Here is a 20,557-nt window from a genome sequence, read left to right as displayed (position 1 = left end):
GGTTGCAGCCCAGCAGCAGATCGACCGAGGACGGTGGGGGGTCGGCCGGCACCACGTCGTCGTCGACCACGAGGTGGAAGCCCGGTCCGCCGCTGACCGGGTCGGCCCTGCCGACCAGCGCGTCCTGGACGTCCAGCAGCCGTTCCCGGTCCACTCCGGCGAACTCCTCGGCCGTGGCGGGCACCCGCAGGGCCTTCGCCATCGCCCGTACGGTCCTCGCGCCCTCGGCGCGCGTCACGGTGTGCGGCGGCCCGCTCTGGAGGACCGCCCGGTGGAACAGTCCGGCCGCGCGCGGACTGGTCAGCAGGGCGGCGATGCTGATGGCCCCGGCCGACTCACCGCACACCGTGACGCACCCGGGATCCCCGCCGAATCCCGCGATGTTGTCCCGCACCCAGACCAGGGCGGCGATCTGGTCCAGCAGGCCCCGGTTGTCGGGTGCGTCGGGGAAGACGCCGAACCCCTCGACCCCGAGCCGGTAGTTCACCGAGACCAGGACCACACCGTCGCGGGCGAAGGCCCGGCCGTCGTACAGGGGCATGGCGGCGGAACCGTTCCGCAGGGACCCGCCGTGGATCCACACCAGCACCGGCAGCGGCTCGCCGGCTCCCCGGGGAGCCCAGACGTTGAGGTTGAGGCACTCCTCCCCGGGGATGTCCACGTCGGGAATCAGCCGGTCCAGGGGCGGCCGGTAGGGGCGCTGCGGTGCGGTCGGCCCGAACTCCAGCGCGTCGCGTATCCCCTCCCAGGGCTCGACGGGCGCGGGGGCCCGGAACCGGTGGATCCCGAAGGGCGCGGCGGCGTACGGGATGCCCCGGTAGGAGGCGATCGACTCCTCGACGCGGCCCCGCACCCTGCCCTGGAGGGTCGTCGCGATGATGTCCATGGCGGTATCGGTCCTTTCACGGGAAGTGCCGCTTCCCCGGTCGCGGGGGACGACCGGGGAAGCGGCGGTCAGAGGGGGCGGGACGCCGCCCGCGCACGGCCGGGGCGGGGCTACGGAGTGGCGGCGGGGACGCTCAGGGCCCGGCTGTTGCGGCGCACGTCGGACCAGGTGGCGGTGTCGGCGCAGATGCCGCAGCCGGGTCCGAAGAACTGGGCGTGCGCCGCCCGGTCGCCCATGAGGTGGGCGCGGAACCACGCGGTGGTCGGTGCGGCGAACGGGCCGGGGTCGCCCACGACCGTGAAGTGGTCGGCCCCGCGCACCTCCCCGTAGAGGGCCGGGATGTGGTCGGCGGCGTTGTAGAACGCCTTGACCAGGGCGGGGAGGACGATGCTGTCCCGCTGGCCGGCCAGCAGCAGCGCGGGCCCGCGCACCGCGTCGATGTCCGCCAGCGGACCGGGCTGGATCGGCAGGACGGTGTCGACGCGGGGGTCCGAGCCGACGACGATGGCAGCCGCGCCGCCCTGCGAGTGCCCCGACGCACCGATGTGCTCCAGGTCGACGCGGTCGTGGAAGACGCTGCCCGGGTCGGCGTTCCGGCCGGTCAGCATGTCGATGCTCGCCCGCATGGAGATGCCGAGGTTGGACATCGGGGTGTTCGCGGCGGCGACGACGAAGCCCTGACCGGCCCAGTGGAGCAACAGGTCCCGGTAGACGAGGGGGACGCCGCCGGTGCCGTTGCCCCACACGATCACCGGGTGGCGGCGGTCGCTGTCGGCGATGTCGCGCGGGTAGTACAGCGTGGTGACCGCCCCGACCTCCACCGCCGTGGCGTACGGGCCGGGAGCCCCGAAGCCACCGGCGGCCGAGGCGGCCGGCGCGGCGGCGACCGCGGTCGTGCCCGTCGAAGCCGACGCCGTGCCCGCGCCCCCCGACGCGGTCAGGACCAGGGCGAGCGCGGCCGACAGGGCGAACCGATTCCTTCTCCACAGCACGGCGACTCCTGAGGTGACGGTGAACCGGGTGACCCGACCGGGTCACATCGGTGTCTGACCGCACATCCTGGGCGGAGCGAACGCCCGCCGTCTCTGCGCAGTCGCGGCAATCACCGACGGCGGGGTTTGTGCAACCTGCCGAGAGCACACCGCCCGGCGGACGTCGCCGCCGTACGCCGGGGCGCGGGCCCTCGGACCGCGACCGCGCTGACCGCTCCCGCCCCGAGCGCCCCGCACGGGGCTCCGGACGGACCTGGAGCGCTCGCACATCTGTCGCATAGCCTCCTGACCATGACTGCGACGACTGCCGACGTGTGGCTGCCCTTCCCGGCCGACGAGATCGACGGGCTGCCCGAGGGCCTCAACTACCTCCTCTGGGACGGCGAGCCGGACTACCCGGGGGACCCGGCCGACTGCGCCTACTACGTCGTTCCCTACATGAAGGGCCCCGAGGTCGCGGTGCGCCCGCTCGCCTCGATGGGCGCCGTCCGGGTGGTGCAGACGCTCTCCGCGGGCATCGACCACGTGGAGCCCGGCCTCGGACTGCTTCCCGCTGGCGTACGCCTCTGCAATGCCAAGGGGGTCCACGAGGCGTCCACCGCCGAGTTGACGCTCGCCCTGATCCTCGCGTCCCTGCGCGGGTTCCCGGGATTCGTCCACGGCCAGGACAAGGAGGAGTGGCTCTCCGGCTTCTACCCGGCGCTCGCCGACAAGTCCGTCCTCATCGTGGGGTACGGATCCATCGGCTCGGCCATCGAGGACCGGCTCGTCCCCTTCGAGTGCGCGCGGGTGGAACGCGTCGCGCGCTCCGCGCGGACCACCGCACGCGGGCCCGTGCGGACGCTCGACGATCTGCCCGCCCTGCTGCCCGAGGCCGACGTCGTGATCCTCTCCACCCCGCTGACCCCGGCCACACAGGGGCTGGTGGGCGCCGACTTCCTCGCCGCGATGCCCGACGGGGCCCTCCTCGTCAACGTCGCCCGCGGCGGAGTCGTCGACACCAAGGCCCTGCTCTCCGAGCTCGAATCCGGACGACTGCGGGCCGCGCTCGATGTGACCGACCCGGAACCGCTGCCCGCGGGCCATCCTCTCTGGCATGCTCCGAATGTCTTGATCACGCCTCATGTGGGCGGCAGTACCTCGGCGTTCGAACCGCGCGCCAAGCGGCTGCTGGCCGCACAGCTCACCCGGTTCGCCGCCGGGGAGCCGCTGCGGAACGTGGTGGCCACCACCGGCTGACCCCGCCGCCGCGGCCACGCTACGGGGCGGTCCGGATGCACGCAGTGCCGCTCACCTCGCATTTCGTCACGGAGCGTAGAGAATCTATGGCCCTGAGTGACGGATCTGGTGTATCGTCCGATCCGGGGGGCTGCGCCGTGGAAGGGACGGCGCGGGGGGAGCACCGGAACGCGAGGGGGCGACGGGCGATGTGCTGGCCATGGAGAGACGATCCGACGCGGACGAGCGGACGGTTGCGGCCGCCCGCGCCGATGGAGCACAGCACCCGCCGATGGCCGGATTCCTGCCCCGGACCGGCGACGTCGGAGCCGCGTCCCGAGCGGACCGAGCGGAGGGGCCCCGCGGCGAGCCGGGCGCCCCAGTGCCTCCCACCCCGCCGCCGGACGCCGAGGAACAGGCCGCACAGGAGCACGTGCCCGGTGGGCCCGGGGCGGGGAGCCCTCCGGTGAGCGCGCTGGGGGCCCTGCTCGCCCCGCGGTCCGCCACCGGCTCCACGGGGCTGCGGTCCCGGATCCTGCTCGGCGTCGTCTGCGCCGGGTATTCGGTGGGCGCCGCCGTCGGCTGGGGCTCGCCGCAGGTCGCCGTCATCATGGGGGACTTCGGCCTCGCCGCGGCGGCCCTGATCGCCGCCGTCTCCTGCTTCCTCTACGCGCGGGCGGTCCGGGGCCGACTGCGCCCCGCCTGGCTGCTGTTCTCGCTCTCCTCCCTCATGGCGGCCTGCGGAAACGCCGTCTGGGGCTGGTACGAGGTGATCCTCGGCGTCGCCGTGCCCACGCCCTCCCTCGCCGACGTGTTCTTCCTCTGCTTCGCGCCGCCCGCCATCGTCGGGCTGCTCGTGCTCGCCAAACGGCCCGTCACCCGCGCGGGCTGGGTGTGCCTGGCCCTGGACGCGTGGCTCATCGGCGGCTCCCTGCTGACGCTCGCCTGGAGCCTCGCCCTCGCGCACACCGCGCACCTGGCGGGGGTCCAGGACACCAGCGTCGCGCCCGCGGCCCTCTCGCTCGCCTATCCGCTGCTGGACATCGTGCTCGTCTCGATGGTGCTCGCGCTGCACTTCCGCCGGGCCGGGGTGAACCGCTCCGCGGTGAACACCGCCATCGCCGCCCTCGCGCTCACGGTGCTGAGCGACGCGGTGTTCACCTCGCCGCTGCTGCGCTCCACCTACCACTCGGGCCAACTCCTCGACGCCGGCTGGTTCGCCGGGTCGCTGCTCCTGGCCTACGCCCCCTGGGGCGCCCGCCGCGCGGCCCGGCCGTCCCCCCGCCCCGGGCCCCCGCGGGCCATCGCCAGCCGCCCGATCGCCGGCTCGCTGGCCGCCCTGACCCCGTATCTCGCCGCCGCCGTCTGCACCCTGGGCATCCTGTACAACGTGGTCGACGGCCGCCGGGTCGACCGCGTCGTCATCTTCACCGGCTGCACCGTCGTCCTGGCGCTGGTCGTCCGGCAGGGCATCATGCTCCTCGACAACATCTCCCTCACCCAGGAGCTGGCCCAGAAGGAGAACCACTTCCGCTCCCTGGTGCAGGGCTCCAGCGACGTCATCATGATCGCCGCGCCCAACGGCACCCTGCGCTACGTCAGCCCCGCCGCCGCCGGGGTCTACGGGCGCGAGGCGGAGGGCCTCGTCGGCTCCGAGCTGTCCTCGATCATCCACCCCGACGACCTCGGCCGCTTCGTCCACGAGGTCCGGCGCTTCCTCGCCGCGCCGCCGCACGAGGAGCCCACCACCCGCATCGAGTGCCGCTTCCGCTCCGGCACCGGCGACTGGCTCAACGTCGAGTCCACCGTCAACCGCCACCAGGGCGGCCTCCTGCTCAACAGCCGGGACGTCACCGAGCGGGTCAGGCTCCAGGCCCAGTTGCAGCACAACGCCGAGCACGACCCGCTCACCGACCTGCCCAACCGGGCCCTGTTCACCGCGCGGGTCCGCCAGGCGCTCGGCGGCCGCCGCTCCGGCGACCCCGGCACCGCCGTCCTCTTCATCGACCTCGACGGCTTCAAGGCGGTCAACGACACCATCGGCCACCAGGCGGGCGACGAACTGCTCATCCAGGCCGGCCGCCGCCTCCAGGACTCCGTCCGGGCCGGCGACACCGCGGCCAGGCTCGGCGGCGACGAGTTCGCCGCGCTCATCGTGGGCGACGGCACCCGCGACCAGGGCGCCCGCGAGTACCAGGTCCACGAGATCGCCGACCGGCTGCGCCTGACCCTCTCCCAGCCCTACCGGATCGGCCCCAGCGAGGTCAGGGTGGCCGCCTCGATCGGCGTGGCCTTCGCCGAGCCCGCCATCAGCCCCACCGACCTCATGCGCAACGCGGACCTCGCGATGTACCGCGCCAAGGCCGGCGGCAAGGACCGGGTCGAGCTGTACGCCCCGCAGATGCAGGCCGACGTCGTACGCCGCTCCGAGCTGGCCACCCGGCTGCGCACCGCCCTGCGCGAGGGCGAGTTCGCCCTGCTCCACCAGCCCGTCGTCCATCTCGCCAGCGGCTCCGTCGCGGCCGTCGCCGCCCAGGCCCGCTGGCGCTCCGCCCAGGGCATCCTCTTCACCCCCGCCGAGTTCCTCCGGGTCTCCGGCGACGACGACCGCACCGCCGAGCTCGGCCGCTGGCTCCTGGAGGAGGCGGTGGCCCAGGCGGCCGACCGGGCCAGGGCCGGGCACCCGGTCGCCGTCTCCGTCCGGCTCTCCGCCGCCCGGCTGCTGGAGGCGGCCTCGCCCCCCGGCTCCATCGAGGCGCTGCTGACCCGCCACGGCCTCCCCTCGGGCGCCCTGATGATCGAGGTCGCCGACAGCGACCCGCGCGTCTCCTTCGACGCCCTGGAGCAGCGCCTCGTGGCCCTGCGCCGGCTCGGCGTACGGATCGCCCTCGACGGCTTCGGCAGCGGCTTCGCGGCGATCAACGCGCTGCGCCGGCTCCCCATCGACGTCCTGAAGCTCGACCGGAACCTGGTCGAGGGGGTGGTCGAATCGGCCAGGCTGCACAAGATCACCAGCGGTCTCCTGCGGATCGCCTGCGACCTCGGCCTCCAGTCCGTCGCCGACGGTGTCGACGTCCCCGAGCAGGTCCTCGCCCTGCGCGCCATGGGGTGTACGCACGGCCAGGGGATGGCCTTCTCCGGACCGCTCGACGAGTACCGGCTGCGACGCGCCCTGGTCCGCGGGGAGTTCCCCGTACCGGGCATTCCCGGCCCCCGGCCGGTGATGGCGGGCGGCTCGATCCCCCTGCTCACCGGATCACATGCTGAGACGCCCGTCCCACCCACTTGACACGTCATGCGTGCCGGAGAGAGGGTCAATGCCATGCGCACCCGAATTCTCGTACTTGGAAAGCGCGTCGGCTGAAGCAGGGTCACTCCATGACACCCTGCGACCGCACCCGGCGCGCTCCCCTCGCTTGCCTCACGGCACGAGGGGTTTTTTGTTGCACTGACACCTCTCAAAACGCTGCAAAACACCCGCGAAAACCTCAGCTTCGAGAAGAGAATGCCGATGACCGAGCAGGCCACCGGGGCCCACCACCCGCAGCCGCGCGCCCGTAACGGCGGACAGCCGTCCGTCACCGCCACGCACGTCACGGGCGCGCAGTCCCTCATCCGTTCTCTCGAGGAAGTCGGCGCCGACACGGTATTCGGCCTCCCCGGCGGCTGCATCCTGCCCGCCTACGACCCGCTGATGGACTCCACCAAGGTCCGTCACATCCTGGTCCGCCACGAGCAGGGCGCGGGGCACGCGGCCACCGGTTACGCGCAGGCCACCGGCAAGGTCGGCGTCTGCATGGTCACCTCGGGCCCCGGCGCCACCAACCTGGTCACCCCGATCGCCGACGCGGCCATGGACTCCGTGCCGCTGGTCGCGATCACCGGCCAGGTGGCCTCCTCCGCCATCGGCACCGACGCCTTCCAGGAAGCCGACATCTGCGGCATCACGATGCCGATCACCAAGCACAACTTCCTGGTCACCCGGGCCGAGGACATCGCGCACACCATCGCCGAGGCCTTCCACATCGCCGCCACCGGCCGCCCCGGACCGGTCCTCGTCGACATCGCCAAGGACGCGCTGCAGGCGCAGACGACCTTCAGTTGGCCGCCGACGATGGACCTGCCCGGCTACCGTCCGGTGACCAAGCCGCACGCCAAGCAGATCCGCGAGGCCGCGAAGCTGATCACCCAGGCCAAGCGCCCCGTGCTGTACGTCGGCGGCGGCGTCCTGAAGGCCGGCGCCACCGCCGAGCTGAAGGTCCTCGCGGAGCTGACCGGAGCGCCCGTCACCACCACGCTGATGGCGCTCGGCGCCTTCCCCGACAGCCACCCGCAGCACGTGGGAATGCCGGGCATGCACGGTTCGGTCACCGCCGTCACCGCGCTGCAGAAGGCCGACCTGATCGTCGCCCTCGGAGCCCGCTTCGACGACCGTGTCACCGGCAAGCTGGACAGCTTCGCCCCGTACGCCAAGATCGTCCACGCCGACATCGACCCGGCCGAGATCGGCAAGAACCGCACCGCCGACGTGCCGATCGTCGGCGACGCCCGCGAGGTCCTGGCCGACCTGGTCCAGGCCGTCCAGGCGGAGCACACCGACGGCAACACCGGCGACTACACCGCCTGGTGGAAGGACCTCAACCGCTGGCGCGAGACCTACCCGCTCGGCTACGACCTGCCCGAGGACGGCAGCCTCTCCCCGCAGCAGGTCATCCAGCGCATCGGCAAGCTCGCCCCCGAGGGCACGATCTTCGCCGCGGGCGTCGGCCAGCACCAGATGTGGGCCTCCCACTTCATCGACTACGAGCAGCCCGCCACCTGGCTCAACAGCGGCGGCGCCGGCACGATGGGCTACGCGGTCCCGGCCGCGATGGGCGCGAAGGCCGGCATGCCCGACCGCACGGTCTGGGCGATCGACGGCGACGGCTGCTTCCAGATGACCAACCAGGAACTGACCACCTGCGCGCTCAACAACATCCCGATCAAGGTCGCCGTCATCAACAACGGCGCGCTCGGGATGGTCCGCCAGTGGCAGACCCTCTTCTACAACCAGCGCTACTCCAACACCGTGCTGCACTCGGGCCCGGACGCGGACGGCAACGCCGCCAAGGGCACCCGCGTCCCGGACTTCGTCAAGCTGTCCGAGGCCATGGGCTGCTACGCGATCCGCTGCGAGGACCCGGCCGACCTGGACAAGGTCATCGAAGAGGCCAACTCCATCAACGACCGCCCCGTCGTGATCGACTTCATCGTCCACGAGGACGCCATGGTCTGGCCGATGGTCGCGGCGGGCACCTCCAACGACGAGGTCCAGGCCGCCCGCGGCGTCCGCCCCGACTTCGGCGACAACGAAGACGACTGAGAGACAGAGAGAGACCGACTCCATGTCCGAAAAGCACACGCTCTCCGTCCTGGTCGAGAACAAGCCCGGTGTCCTCGCCCGGATCACGGCCCTGTTCTCCCGACGCGGCTTCAACATCGACTCGCTCGCGGTCGGCACCACCGAACACCCCGACATCTCCCGCATCACCATCGTCGTGAATGTCGAGGGCCTGCCCCTGGAGCAGGTGACCAAGCAGCTCAACAAGCTGGTCAACGTCCTGAAGATCGTCGAACTCGAGCCCGCCGCCGCGATCCAGCGGGAGCTCGTCCTGGTGAAGGTCCGCGCCGACAGCGAGACCCGCTCCCAGATCGTCGAGATCGTCCAGCTGTTCCGCGCCAAGACCGTCGACGTCTCCCCGGAGGCCGTCACGATCGAGGCGACCGGAGGGGCCGACAAGCTGGAGGCCATGCTCAAGATGCTGGAGCAGTACGGCATCAAGGAGCTCGTCCAGTCCGGCACCATCGCCATAGGGCGTGGCGCGCGCTCGATCACCGACCGGTCGCTGCGCGCCCTCGACCGCTCCGCCTGACCGGCGGCGGGCCGCGCGCCCGCGCCGCTCGCATGGCGAGACCCGATCACGTACACGACGCCCCCGCCGTACGGTGGGACGCAACACCTGCACACCAAGGAGAAGACCCAGTGGCCGAGCTGTTCTACGACGACGATGCCGACCTGTCCATCATCCAGGGCCGCAAGGTCGCGGTTCTCGGTTACGGCAGCCAGGGCCACGCCCACGCGCTGTCGCTCCGTGACTCCGGCGTCGACGTCCGCGTCGGTCTGCACGAGGGCTCGAAGTCCAAGGCCAAGGCCGAGGAGCAGGGCCTGCGCGTGGTGACCCCGTCCGAGGCCGCCGCCGAGGCCGACGTCATCATGATCCTCGTCCCGGACCCGATCCAGGCCCAGGTCTACGAGGAGTCCGTCAAGGACAACCTCAAGGACGGCGACGCGCTGTTCTTCGGCCACGGCCTGAACATCCGCTTCGGCTTCATCAAGCCGCCGGCCGGCGTCGACGTCTGCATGGTCGCCCCCAAGGGCCCCGGCCACCTGGTCCGCCGCCAGTACGAGGAGGGCCGCGGCGTCCCCTGCATCGTGGCCGTCGAGCAGGACGCCTCGGGCAAGGGCCTGGAGCTCGCCCTGTCGTACGCCAAGGGCATCGGCGGCACCCGCGCCGGCGTCATCAAGACCACCTTCACCGAGGAGACCGAGACCGACCTGTTCGGTGAGCAGGCCGTCCTCTGCGGTGGCACCGCCGCCCTGGTCAAGGCCGGTTTCGAGACGCTGACCGAGGCCGGCTACCAGCCCGAGATCGCGTACTTCGAGTGCCTCCACGAGCTGAAGCTCATCGTCGACCTCATGTACGAGGGCGGCCTGGAGAAGATGCGCTGGTCCATCTCGGAGACCGCCGAGTGGGGCGACTACGTCACCGGCCCCCGGATCATCACCGACGCCACCAAGGCCGAGATGAAGAAGGTCCTCGCCGAGATCCAGGACGGCACCTTCGCCAAGAACTGGATGGCCGAGTACCACAACGGCCTGCCCAAGTACAACGAGTACAAGAAGGCCGACAGCGACCACCTGCTGGAGACCACGGGCCGCGAGCTGCGCAAGCTCATGAGCTGGGTGAACGACGAAGAGGCCTAGGCCTCTTCGGAGCGGGGCGGGTCCGTCGCGGACCCGCCCCGCTCCGCAGTACCGGAGGACCGGGGAAGCCGCTCCGCACGGGGCGCCGGAGGGGCGGTCCCGTACGGGTGTACACGACGGCCACCCTCGTGCGGGTGATCCTCGCACCGGGGCGCAGTACGAGGCGCGTCGCATGACTACACTTCTCAACAGATACACGCGTCAGGGCCCACAGTGTCGTGCGTCTTCCACGCGGCTAGCCCCTCCACCGCCTGCGGCCGTCGGGACGGCCGTCCGCACTGGACTTGTGAGGACTCACGTGAGCTCGAAACCTGTCGTACTCATCGCTGAAGAGCTGTCGCCCGCCACGGTCGACGCCCTGGGTCCGGATTTCGAGATCCGGCACTGCAACGGCGCGGACCGCGCCGAGCTTCTCCCCGCGATCGTCGACGTCGACGCCATCCTGGTGCGCTCCGCCACCAAGGTCGACGCCGAGGCCATCGCCGCCGCCAAGAAGCTCCGGGTCGTGGCCCGCGCGGGCGTCGGTCTGGACAACGTCGACGTCTCCTCGGCCACCAAGGCCGGCGTGATGGTCGTCAACGCCCCGACCTCCAACATCGTCACCGCGGCCGAGCTGGCCTGCGGTCTCCTGGTGGCCACCGCGCGCAACATCCCGCAGGCGAACACCGCGCTGAAGAACGGCGAGTGGAAGCGCTCCAAGTACACCGGGGTGGAACTCAGCGAGAAGGTCCTCGGCGTCGTCGGCCTCGGCCGCATCGGCGTCCTGGTGGCCCAGCGGATGTCGGCCTTCGGCATGAAGATCGTCGCCTACGACCCCTACGTCCAGCCGGCCCGCGCCGCGCAGATGGGCGTCAAGCTCCTCAGCCTGGACGAGCTGCTGGAGGTCGCCGACTTCATCACCGTGCACCTGCCGAAGACCCCCGAGACCCTCGGTCTCATCGGTGACGAGGCGCTGCACAAGGTGAAGCCCTCGGTGCGCATCGTCAACGCCGCCCGCGGCGGCATCGTCGACGAGGAGGCGCTGTACTCCGCCCTCAAGGAGGGCCGCGTCGCCGGCGCGGGTCTGGACGTGTACGCGAAGGAGCCCTGCACGGACTCCCCGCTGTTCCAGTTCGACCAGGTCGTCTGCACCCCGCACCTCGGCGCCTCCACCGACGAGGCGCAGGAGAAGGCGGGCATCGCGGTCGCCAAGTCCGTCCGCCTCGCGCTGGCCGGCGAGCTGGTCCCGGACGCGGTCAACGTCCAGGGCGGCGTCATCGCCGAGGACGTGCGCCCCGGCCTGCCGCTCGCCGAGAAGCTCGGCCGGATCTTCACCGCGCTCGCGGGCGAGGTCGCGGCCCGGCTCGACGTCGAGGTGTACGGCGAGATCACCCAGCACGACGTCAAGGTGCTGGAGCTCTCCGCTCTCAAGGGCGTCTTCGAGGACGTCGTCGACGAGACCGTCAGCTACGTCAACGCCCCGCTGTTCGCTCAGGAGCGCGGTGTGGAGGTCCGCCTCACCACCAGCTCCGAGTCGCCCGACCACCGCAACGTGGTCACCGTGCGCGGCACGCTCTCCGACGGCCAGGAGGTCGCGGTCTCCGGCACGCTGGCCGGCCCGAAGAACCTCCAGAAGATCGTCGCCATCGGTGAGCACGACGTCGATCTCGCGCTCGCCGACCACATGGTCGTCCTGCGCTACCAGGACCGTCCCGGTGTGGTCGGAGCGGTCGGCAAGATCCTCGGCGAGGCCGGGCTGAACATCGCCGGTATGCAGGTCTCGCGGGCCGCCGAAGGTGGCGAGGCCCTGGTCGTCCTCACCGTCGACGAGACCGTGCCGCAGTCGGTGCTCACCGAGATCTCCGAGGAGATCGGCGCGTCCTCGGCCCGCTCGGTGAACCTCACCGACTGACGCGTACAGGTCGGTGAAGCTCACCGGCTGACGCGTGCACGTGGGTGAAGCTCACCGGCTGACGCTCACGCACCGCCGCACGACCCCGCTCCGTACCCGGTAGCGGGTCCGCTCGTCCCGTACGAGCGGCCCCGCCGCCGGGTACGTTGCTTTCCCGGGCCCGGTCAACCCGCCGAGGTGGGCCCGGGGTTGGGTCCTGGGGCCCACGACGGGAGCGGGTGCCCGACCCTAGGGTGACCGGTTGTCATGTCACTCATGGGTGCCGGGGGTCGGATCACGTATGTCTGCTGTCGGTGGCATACCCGTAGCGGGAGGCCCGGCCGGGGCCGTCGCCCCACGGCGTGAACTCCCGCGCCCGCTCGTCCTGGTCCGCGTGCTGCTCCTGGTGCTGTTCGGGGCGACGCTGCTGGGGGCGGTCGGCCTGTCCGGCTCGGCCCTCGCCGCGGACGCGATGGGCGCCGAGGTGCTCGGCATCCTGCTGTACGCCTCGGCCCCCGGGGTGCTCGCGGCCCTGTTGGCCCGGCACGTGCGGACCGGCTCCACGCGGGTGCGGTGGGGCATCGTCGCCGTCCAGGTGTGGCTGATCCTCGGAGGCCTCGCCAACCTCGGGGACGGGTCTCCGGACGGACTGACCCAGTTGGTCGTGCCGGTCCTGATCCTCGTCCTGATCAACCGCGAGGCCGGCCGGGCGTGGTTCCGCCTGCCGTCGGGCCAACGGGGTCAGCCGCCGAAGTTCTCGCTCCCGCACATGATCACCTGGAAGCGGGACCGGGGGCAGACCGCCCTGGAGTACCTGGGCCTGGTCCTGATCGTCGTCGCGCTGATCGCGGCCATGGCGGTGGGCGGCCTCGGCGGCCGGATCACCGAGGGCCTCCAGTCCGCGATCTGCTCGCTGACCGGCAGCTCCTGCCCGGTCTCCCCGGACCCCGGCTCCGTCGAGGCGGGCGAACGCCCGGACGGCGGTACGGACGGGGGAGCCGACGGCGGTACGTCGGGGAGCGCGGACGGAGGTGCCGACGGAGGTGCGGACGCGGGCGCCGACGGCGGTTCGACGACCACGGGCGGCGTGACCGGAGGGACCACGGACGGGGCCACCGGCGGCGACGCCACGGGAGGCACCGGAGCCACCGGCGGTACGGAGGGGACGGGCGGTACGCAGGGCTCGGGAGGCTCCGAGGGCTCGGGGGGCACCGAGGGCTCGGGGGGCTCCGAGGGCTCGACCACGACCGGCGGCACGGGAGGCCCCGACGACGACGGCCGCCCCGGCACCGGCGAGGACACCTTCCCCGAGGACAACGAGGAGCCCGAGGCCGCCCACGACGTACAGGCGTCCGACGACGGTGAGGGCGAGAGCGGCGGGCAGCAGGCCGAGGAGCAGGAGGACTGCGGCGGCTGGGGCTTCTTCGGCTGCGCCTGGGACCGTACGACCCAGGTCGTCAAGGGCCTCGTGGTCGACGGGATCTGGGGCGACATCACCGGGATCATCGACCTGTTCAAGCCGGAGACCTGGTCGGGCCTCGCCGACTACGGCAAGCAGCTCGGCGACCAGTGGATGAAGGACTCCTCGGGCGCGGGCGACAAGTGGGCGGACGGCGACTACCTGGGCGCGATCTGGGACTGGGGCAAGGCGTCCGTCGGCACGGTGGTCACGGTCGGGGACGACGTGTTCGTCGGGGACGAGGTCCGCGAGCGCTGGAACAACGGCGAGAAGACCCGGGCCGTCACCGATGTGATCTGGAACGTCGGCTCGATCTTCATCCCCGGCTACAACGTCGGGAAGGTCGTCGGCAAGGTCGGCAAGCTCGGGGTGCTGGGCAAGGTCGCCGGAGCCGTGGCGAAGGCCGCGGACGACGCGGGGGCGGCAGCCCGCCGGGCCCGCAAGGCGGCCGAGGCCGGCGACCTCGACGGCGTACGGAAGGCGGCGAAGGAGGCCGACGACGCGGCGGACACCGCCGAGGACGCCGCGCGCCGGACCGGCTGCGTCATCGCCTCGGGTCCGCCGAGCGTGCGGTACGGCGGGGGAGGGGCCACCGGTGTGCCGGGCTCGGGCACCGGAGTGCTCGCGGGCGGCTCCCCGCGCCGGATCGTCCTCGCGAACGACGGGTGCGACGAGGCGGCCAAGGCGGCCGCCGCCCAGGCCAGGGCCGCCGAGCGGGCCGCCCACCTGGAGCAGAAGCGGCTGGAGGAGCCCGAGCGGGCGCGCAAGGCCGAGGTGGACAAGAAGAAGTACCCGGAGGCGCAGCGCAACGACACCTCCGACCCGCGCAACTACAACCCGCCGTCCTGGGCCGACGACCTCAAGGACCGTACGCTCGGGGACGCCGACGCCGGCGACGGCTACTGGGCCAGCCGGGACCGCAACCCCGCGCCCAACTGGAAGAACGAGTCCTGGCTGCGCTACCAGGAGCAGGTGACCGGCACCAACCGGGGCCAGGAGTACGTCGTGCCGCATCCCCGGGAGGGCAAGCCGGCGGTGGAGTACGACGGCTGGGACTCCTCCCGGCAGACGTTCCTGGAGGCCAAGAACGGCTACGGCAGCTATCTGTCCAAGTCCGACAGCGGCACCCTGACCCCGTCGGGCAAGGACAAGTTCGTCACCGAGGCCCGTGCCCAGGTGGAGGCGTCCGGCGGCCGGAGCGTGGAGTGGCACTTCTCCGACCCGGACGTGGCGAAGGCCGCGCGCAAGGCCTTCCGGGACGAAGGGCTGCCGATCAAGGTGATCCACAGCCCGACGAAGCCCAACGACAGCACCAGGAAACCGGGGGCGTTCGACGAGTAGGCAGGAGGCCGTGGGCACATCTCAGCCGCCCAGGTGGCCCACGCTCCTGAGGAAGGACTCCGTGCTGGGGGTCAGGTAGGGGTCCTTGAGGGCCCGGGCGATGCGCAGCGCCCTCTGCCAGGAGGCGGCGGAGTCGGCGGCGCGGCCGGTGTCGCGTTGTGCGAGACCCAGGACGAGGAGCGCCGCCGTGCGGCCCGGCAGATCGTCCGCCGACGCTGTGAGTGCATCGGCCCGGAGGGCGGCGGAGAGCGCCCGGGCCGGGGAGTTCAGGCTGTACCGGGCGTTCGCCAGGGTGGTGAGCGCCCGTCCCGCGGGCCCGGGGCGCTTCGCGGCGGTGAGGAGGGGGGCGGCCCTCTCGGCCAACCGGGCGGCCTCCTCGTGGTTCGCCAGCAGCAGGTTGGCGTGCGCGGCGGCGGAGAGGGCCTCGCCCTGGCCGCCCTCGTCGCCCGTCGCTTCCGCGATCCCGGCCGCCGCGAGCCGGCACGTGACGGCCAGGGGGTAGGCCCCGGACCGGAAGCTCTCTTCCGCGAGGTCGGTGTACAGGCGCACCTGGGCCGCCGCGTCGTTGACGCGTCGGTGGGCCAGCACGGCGATCTCGTACGTGCTCGCCACATGGGGCAGGACCAGCGAGGACCAGTTCTGCTGGGCGAGCCGCCCCGCGTCGCGCGACGTCGGGCCGCCCGCGAGCCGTGCCGCGGCGAAGCGCGCCAGCAGTGCGCACACCCCCCGCCAGTCGTCGGCGTCCTCCGGCCGCAGGCCCTCGGGGATCAGGGACAGCGCGCGCCGGGCCGCCCTCTGCGCGGGGGCGGCCCCGGCGACCGTGTGGGCGATTCCGGGGGAGTGCTCCGCCAGGCGGTCCAGAGCTTCTCGGGCCCACCGCGTCGCCTCCACGGCGACGTCGGGTACCTCCTCTTCGGCGGGCGGCCCGGGCGGGCGGTGCGGTCGTCGTGGGGCGGCTTCCCGGAAGTCCCCGTCCGGCACGTCCTCGGTGTCCGGCACCGCCGGGCGACGTGGCGGTCGTGGGCCGATCTCCTGGAAGGACTCGTCCAGGCGACGGGCGTTCGCCACCCGCGCGATGTCGGCGCGCCGTGTGTGCAGCAGCCAGTCCTCACGGTCGCCGAGCAGGCGCCCGCTCTCCGCCACCGCGGCGACGGCGTGCTGGAGGAGGCGCTGGCAGTCGAGGGGATGCTCGGCCCGGGAGGCCGCCTCGACGACCACGTGCTGAAAGCGCAGCAACGCCCCTGCCGCCGCCACCGCTTCGGCCCGGCGTCCCGCGCGTTCCAGGGCGACCATCACCTGGTGCAGTGCGCGGGACCGGCCGGGGTGGTCCTTCGCCTCCCTCGCGAAGCTCACGGCCGCCCGGGCGGCGGACTCCCATTCGGCGGTCTGTCCGCGATGGGCGTACAGCGCGATCAGGGTCTCCTGGATGCGCAGGGCGCCGTCGTCGTCGCCGAAGGTCGCGGCCATCGAGGTCGCGGCCTGGAGGTTGGGGTGCTCACGGTCGCACCAGGCCAGTGCGGCCTCCACCGTGGGGAAGGAGGTGGCGGACCCCTCGCCGTGCAGGGCCGCCAGGGCGTCGGCCGCCAGGGCTATGTAGTGCTCGATGAGCCGGCTGGAGGCCGCGCCCTGGTCGTCGCCGTGGTGGCCGAGCAGTTCGATGGCGTAGGCGCGCATGAGGTCGTGCTGTCGCCAGACTCCGTTGCCCACCCGTTCGACGACATGGGCGCGGGCCAGCTCCCGGATCAGCCCGACGGCCTGGTCGTCGGCCAGGTCGACGAGGCGTGCGACGGCGTCCGTGGCGATGTGCGGCCCGGGGTTGACGGGCAGCAGGCGGAACATGCGCGCCTGCTTGGGCGTCAGCCGGCGGTAGGAGAGCTCGAACGCGGCGCGCACCGCCCGCTCCCCGTCGTCGAGGACGTCCAGTCTGTGGCGTGCGCGGGCGAGTTCGTCCGCGAGGTCCGACGGCGTCAGGTCCGGATCGCGGGCGAGGAGGGCCGTGGCGATGTGCAGCGCCAGCGGAAGATGGCCGCACAGGCGGCAGAGGCGCTCCGTGCCCGTGGCGTCCTGTCCGGTGCGGGTCCCGCCGGGGGAGAGGAACTGAAGCTGCTCCTCGACGAGGGCCCGCGCACCGGCGGGTGACAGGGCGCCGAGTTCGAGGGTGCGGGAGCCTCGTGTCACCAGGGTGTGGCGTGAGGTGATGAGGGTGCGGTGGGCCCGGGAGCGGGGCATGAGGCCGGCGATCTGGGCGGTGCTGGACGCGTTGTCGAGGACGAGCAGGACCGGGCGGCCCTCGGCGGCCCGGTCGGCCAGCATCCGGTGGTACTGGGCCGCCTGCCCGGCGGGGGAGTCGGCCGGACGGCCCCGGAAGCCGAGGGCGTGGAGCATGGGGGCGAAAACGTGCTCGGGCATGACCTGGTCGGCGGGGTCGCGCGCGTAGCCGTTGAGGTCGACGAACACGGCGCCGCCCGCGTACCAGCCCCGCCCCACGGCCTCGGCGGCGCAGGAGCGGGCGAGGGCGGTCTTGCCGATGCCGGCGAGCCCCGCGACGGACGAGGCGACGATCATGCCGGTGGCGCCGTGGGCCGGGTCGAGCACGGCCAGAACCTCCCGTACCTCCGTGCCCCGGCCCACGAACACCTCGGCCGCCGCTTCGTCGGTGGGCAGCACGGGTTCGACGACGGCCAGGGGCCCGGCCGGCCCGACGTGGTGGGCCTCCGAGACGTACAGGTCCCGGGCGGCTTGGTAGACCCGGCCGCCCGGCGCGAAGGCGTCCAGCCGGACGGGGCCCGCTCCGGCGGCATCCGCTCCCGGGGAGGGCCCGGCACCCGGCCCGGGCCCCGGCCCGCCGCCCGCAGGGGGAGCGGGCGGGATCGGTGGGCCCTCCGCCGTGCCCCGCTCACCCATGAGCCGGCGCCCCTCAGCTCTCGGTGATGTGCATGTCCCGCGCGGCCTGGTAGACCCGGCCGCTCTCGGAGGCGTGGGCCTCCAGGTGCTGACTGCCGACGACCTGGGTGTCCGGGGACGCGCCCCGCGCGGTCATCTCGTCGGCAAGGGCGGCCAGCCGGGTGGTGAGCTCCGCGGTGAGCGCCGGGTCTGCCAGGAGCAGATCGCGCAGGCGGAGCTGCCACAGCTGCGTCATCGCCGCTTCGACCTCGGCTGTTCCGCGTTCCCCGACGATCGAGTGGAGCCGCGTCAGCTCCTGATCCACCTCCTGGGCGCGCTCGGGGTGGACGCGCCGCCACAGGGCGACGACCCCGTCGCGCGTCTGCTGCCAGGCGTCGGTGGCCATGGCCCCCACCAGCGCGGTCCCGGCCAGTCCTGCCACAGTGATCGGATCCATCATGTCCCCCTCGCAGCCCCGACTACCCTCCTGGCGACGAGAATAGGACGCGTGCCGATCGTCCGGTGGCCGTTTCCCGCGATGGCGCGGCGCTGTCGCGGCGAGGCCCTGCGGAGGCCGTTGTCGTGCGCCCGCCGGGATGTGTGGGACAGCCCTTGGGGCGTGTTGCGAAAGTCCCGCCTGCTCGGCGACGTCCTCCGGGCGGACGGCGCTCCGTTCGCAACACGCCCTAGTAGCCTGCACGCGTGGTGATCCCGGCCGTCGTCCCGCCGGGTGAACCGCGCGCTGTGGGCCGGCCGACGGAGGAGAGACAGGCATGCGACGTGTAGTGCGGGGTTTCTGGGGGCCCCGGCCCGAGCCGGCGGAGGCGCTCGCCGAACGGTGGCTGCGGACCCTCGACGGGCTCGCCGAGCTGGTCCCGCAGGCGGCCGACGCCTGGAGCCAGGTCCACGGGAACGGTCCCGCCACCGCTTTCACCCCCGACGGGGACACCCTGCTCGGGGCGCTCCGCACCGCCCAGGGCGCGGCCGACTGGTCGGACCTCACGGGCACCGGGCTGCGGCTCGTCGGCACCGGGGCGCCCGGCTGGGAGGCCGAGGTCAGCGGACTGGCCGGCGGGACGCCGGAGTTCCTGCTCCAGTCGCTCGCGATCATCCTGCACGCCCCGGACGAGGCCGTGGTTCCCGAGGAGGTGCTCCTGTCCCTCGTCGCCCGGGTGTGGGAACCGGACTTCGGCGACGTGAGCGACGACGACGTGCTGGACGCGCTGGAGGACGACGCCGGCTACTCCGTCGGCGACCCGGTCGTCGGCCGGACCGGCTATCTCTCCCCGGGCCGCGCCGCCCTCGTCTCCGACGGCCTGGAGGTGGTCCGTGAACCCCTGCCCGGCGGCGGGGTGTTGCTGAGCATCGCGGCCCCGGGCGACAGCGCGGGCGTGGTGCGGGTGTACCAGCGGCTGCGCGAGGCCGGGGCGTTGGCTCCGCTGCCCCGCCCGATGGACCGGGCCGTCCTGTGACCTCCCGGGCCGGCGAGGACTTCGACGCCGGGCGTGCGGCGGCGGAGGTGGCCGGGCTCCTCGCCGCCCCGGTCCCGGCGACCGGCCCCACCACCGACGAGGGCGACCCGGTCACCGGCGCGTGGACGGCCGTCGTCGGGGAGGGCTTCCGGATCGTGCCGCTCTGGGAGGGGCCCTCCCTCACCGGCGTGTACGCCCCCGAGTGGAACGACGCCGTGGAGGCCGCCGAGCGCCGGCCGGCCGAGGTGGCGGAGGCGTTGGGCGGAGGCTGGGACCCGTACCGGACGGTGCGGCTGCACGTGGCGCTGCTGCGGTGGGAGGCCGGGGCGCCCGTGGAGCCGTTGTTCGAGGCGCTGTTCGCCAAGGACCTCTACGGGGACCTGGTGGTCTGGGGGCCGCTCGCTCCCGGTGGCCGGTGGATCGCCCTGACCGTGGGGCACAGCGACGGCGACGCCCCGCCGGTGCTGGCCGCCCTGGTCAGCGACCGTCCGATCACCGAACCGGACGACAGGGACAGCCCGTTGTGAGGACCCGCGGGATGGCGGCGGAGACGTCCGGGAGCGTCGGCCGGGCGCTCCGGCGCCGACGGCCCTGTGATGGAGTGGGGACATGAAGCTGCTTCCCCTGTTCCTCCGACGGCCCATCGAAGCGGTGTACGAGCGCCGGCTCGCCGCCACCCTGGTGGGCCTGCCGCGCCCCCAGCACGTGGGGATCATGGTCGACGGCAACCGGCGCTGGGCCCGGAAGGCCGGGCACACGGACGTCCGGGAGGGCTACCGGGCGGGCGGCGCCAAGGTCACCACGTTCCTGGGCTGGTGCACGGCCGCCGGGATCGAGCACGTGACCCTCTTCATGCTCTCCGACGACAACCTGGGCCGCCCCGCCGAGGAGCTCGGCCCGCTGATCGAGGTCATCGAGGAGACCGTCCGGGACATCACCGCCGAGGGCCGCGACTGGGAGGTCCGGGCGATCGGCTCGCTCGACATGCTGCCCGCCGCCAGCGCCCGGGTGTTCAAGGAGGCCACCGCCGCCACGGCCGGGCGCGGCGGCCTCAAGGTGGACGTGGCGGTCGGCTACGGTGGCCGGCGCGAGATCGTCGACGCCGTGCGGAGTGCCTTCGAGGAGCACATCGCGGCCGGCGGCGACCCGGCCGAACTGGCCGCCCGGTTCGGGATCGACGACATCTCCCGGCACCTCTACTCGCCCGTCTCCGACCACACCGACTTCATCATCCGCACCTCCGGGGAGCAGCGGCTGTCCGGCTTCCTGCTCTGGCAGTCCGCCTACGCCGAGATGCACTGGGTGGACTGCTACTGGCCGGCCTTCCGCCACGTGGACTTCCTGCGCGCGCTGCGCTCGTACGCGAACCGGGAACGCCGCTTCGGCAAGTGACCGATCCGCACGCTCCCCGA

The 20,557-nt window shown here is 73.0% G+C and carries 14 protein-coding genes; 10 read left to right on the top strand and 4 right to left on the bottom strand.

Annotation, left to right across the window (positions count from 1 at the left end; genetic code table 11):
• The coding region (locus DTB53_RS08930; protein WP_146777720.1) for a carboxylesterase/lipase family protein at window positions 1-886 on the bottom strand (886 nt) is incomplete at its 3' end.
• A 110-nt stretch (window positions 887-996) separates the two neighbouring features.
• Window positions 997-1,878, bottom strand: a complete 882-nt coding sequence (locus DTB53_RS08925) for an alpha/beta hydrolase family protein (RefSeq protein ID WP_042496036.1) — start codon at window positions 1,876-1,878, stop codon at window positions 997-999.
• A 291-nt stretch (window positions 1,879-2,169) separates the two neighbouring features.
• Between DTB53_RS08925 and DTB53_RS08920 the strand changes: the two genes are divergently transcribed.
• The 7 genes from DTB53_RS08920 to DTB53_RS08890 all read left to right on the top strand — a co-directional run bounded on the left by DTB53_RS08920 (window position 2,170) and on the right by DTB53_RS08890 (window position 14,790).
• Complete coding sequence (locus tag DTB53_RS08920; RefSeq protein ID WP_012378916.1) at window positions 2,170-3,117, top strand: 2-hydroxyacid dehydrogenase; 948 nt, start codon at window positions 2,170-2,172, stop codon at window positions 3,115-3,117.
• Between the two features lie 445 nt (window positions 3,118-3,562).
• Window positions 3,563-6,385 carry a putative bifunctional diguanylate cyclase/phosphodiesterase gene (locus DTB53_RS08915; RefSeq protein WP_012378915.1) on the top strand — a complete coding sequence of 941 codons (2,823 nt, stop codon included), beginning with the start codon at window positions 3,563-3,565 and terminating at the stop codon, window positions 6,383-6,385.
• 216 nt (window positions 6,386-6,601) lie between these two features.
• Entirely contained in the window at window positions 6,602-8,458 is a 1,857-nt protein-coding gene (locus tag DTB53_RS08910) for an acetolactate synthase large subunit (RefSeq protein WP_003966073.1), read from the top strand.
• 22 nt (window positions 8,459-8,480) lie between these two features.
• Window positions 8,481-9,008: an acetolactate synthase small subunit gene (gene ilvN / locus DTB53_RS08905; protein WP_003966072.1), complete on the top strand. Its 528-nt coding sequence runs from the start codon at window positions 8,481-8,483 to the stop codon at window positions 9,006-9,008.
• A gap of 110 nt (window positions 9,009-9,118) precedes the next feature.
• Window positions 9,119-10,120, top strand: a complete 1,002-nt coding sequence (ilvC, locus tag DTB53_RS08900) for a ketol-acid reductoisomerase (protein ID WP_003966071.1) — start codon at window positions 9,119-9,121, stop codon at window positions 10,118-10,120.
• A gap of 298 nt (window positions 10,121-10,418) precedes the next feature.
• A complete protein-coding gene (gene serA / locus DTB53_RS08895) occupies window positions 10,419-12,011 on the top strand; it encodes a phosphoglycerate dehydrogenase (protein ID WP_003966070.1) in 1,593 nt (530 codons plus the stop codon).
• Window positions 12,012-12,291: 280 nt separating this feature from the next.
• The gene (locus DTB53_RS08890; RefSeq protein ID WP_042496031.1) at window positions 12,292-14,790 is read left to right on the top strand and encodes a Tox-REase-5 domain-containing protein; all 2,499 of its coding nucleotides are present in this window, start codon (window positions 12,292-12,294) and stop codon (window positions 14,788-14,790) included.
• A gap of 21 nt (window positions 14,791-14,811) precedes the next feature.
• Here DTB53_RS08890 and DTB53_RS08885 read toward each other — a convergent pair whose 3' ends face one another.
• Window positions 14,812-17,694, bottom strand: coding sequence for an ATP-binding protein (locus DTB53_RS08885; RefSeq protein WP_012378912.1), 2,883 nt, complete (start codon window positions 17,692-17,694; stop codon window positions 14,812-14,814).
• 13 nt (window positions 17,695-17,707) lie between these two features.
• Complete coding sequence (locus tag DTB53_RS08880; RefSeq protein ID WP_012378911.1) at window positions 17,708-18,130, bottom strand: hypothetical protein; 423 nt, start codon at window positions 18,128-18,130, stop codon at window positions 17,708-17,710.
• A 316-nt stretch (window positions 18,131-18,446) separates the two neighbouring features.
• Here DTB53_RS08880 and DTB53_RS08875 point away from each other — a divergent pair, with 316 nt between their 5' ends.
• The 3 genes from DTB53_RS08875 (at window position 18,447) to DTB53_RS08865 (ending at window position 20,537) form a co-directional block, all read left to right on the top strand.
• Complete coding sequence (locus tag DTB53_RS08875; RefSeq protein WP_012378910.1) at window positions 18,447-19,145, top strand: hypothetical protein; 699 nt, start codon at window positions 18,447-18,449, stop codon at window positions 19,143-19,145.
• On the top strand, window positions 19,142-19,672 hold the full coding sequence (locus DTB53_RS08870) for a hypothetical protein (protein ID WP_012378909.1): 531 nt from the start codon (window positions 19,142-19,144) through the stop codon (window positions 19,670-19,672). Before DTB53_RS08875 ends, DTB53_RS08870 begins: the two co-directional genes overlap by 4 nt.
• Window positions 19,673-19,754: 82 nt before the next feature.
• Entirely contained in the window at window positions 19,755-20,537 is a 783-nt protein-coding gene (locus DTB53_RS08865; protein WP_012378908.1) for an isoprenyl transferase, read from the top strand.
• The last annotated feature ends 20 nt before the right edge of the window (window positions 20,538-20,557 follow it).

Origin of the sequence: Streptomyces griseus, from assembly GCF_900460065.1 — a bacterium.
GTDB classification, from domain to species: Bacteria; Actinomycetota; Actinomycetes; order Streptomycetales; family Streptomycetaceae; genus Streptomyces; species Streptomyces griseus.
This window is presented reverse-complemented; position numbering and strand designations above follow the sequence as displayed.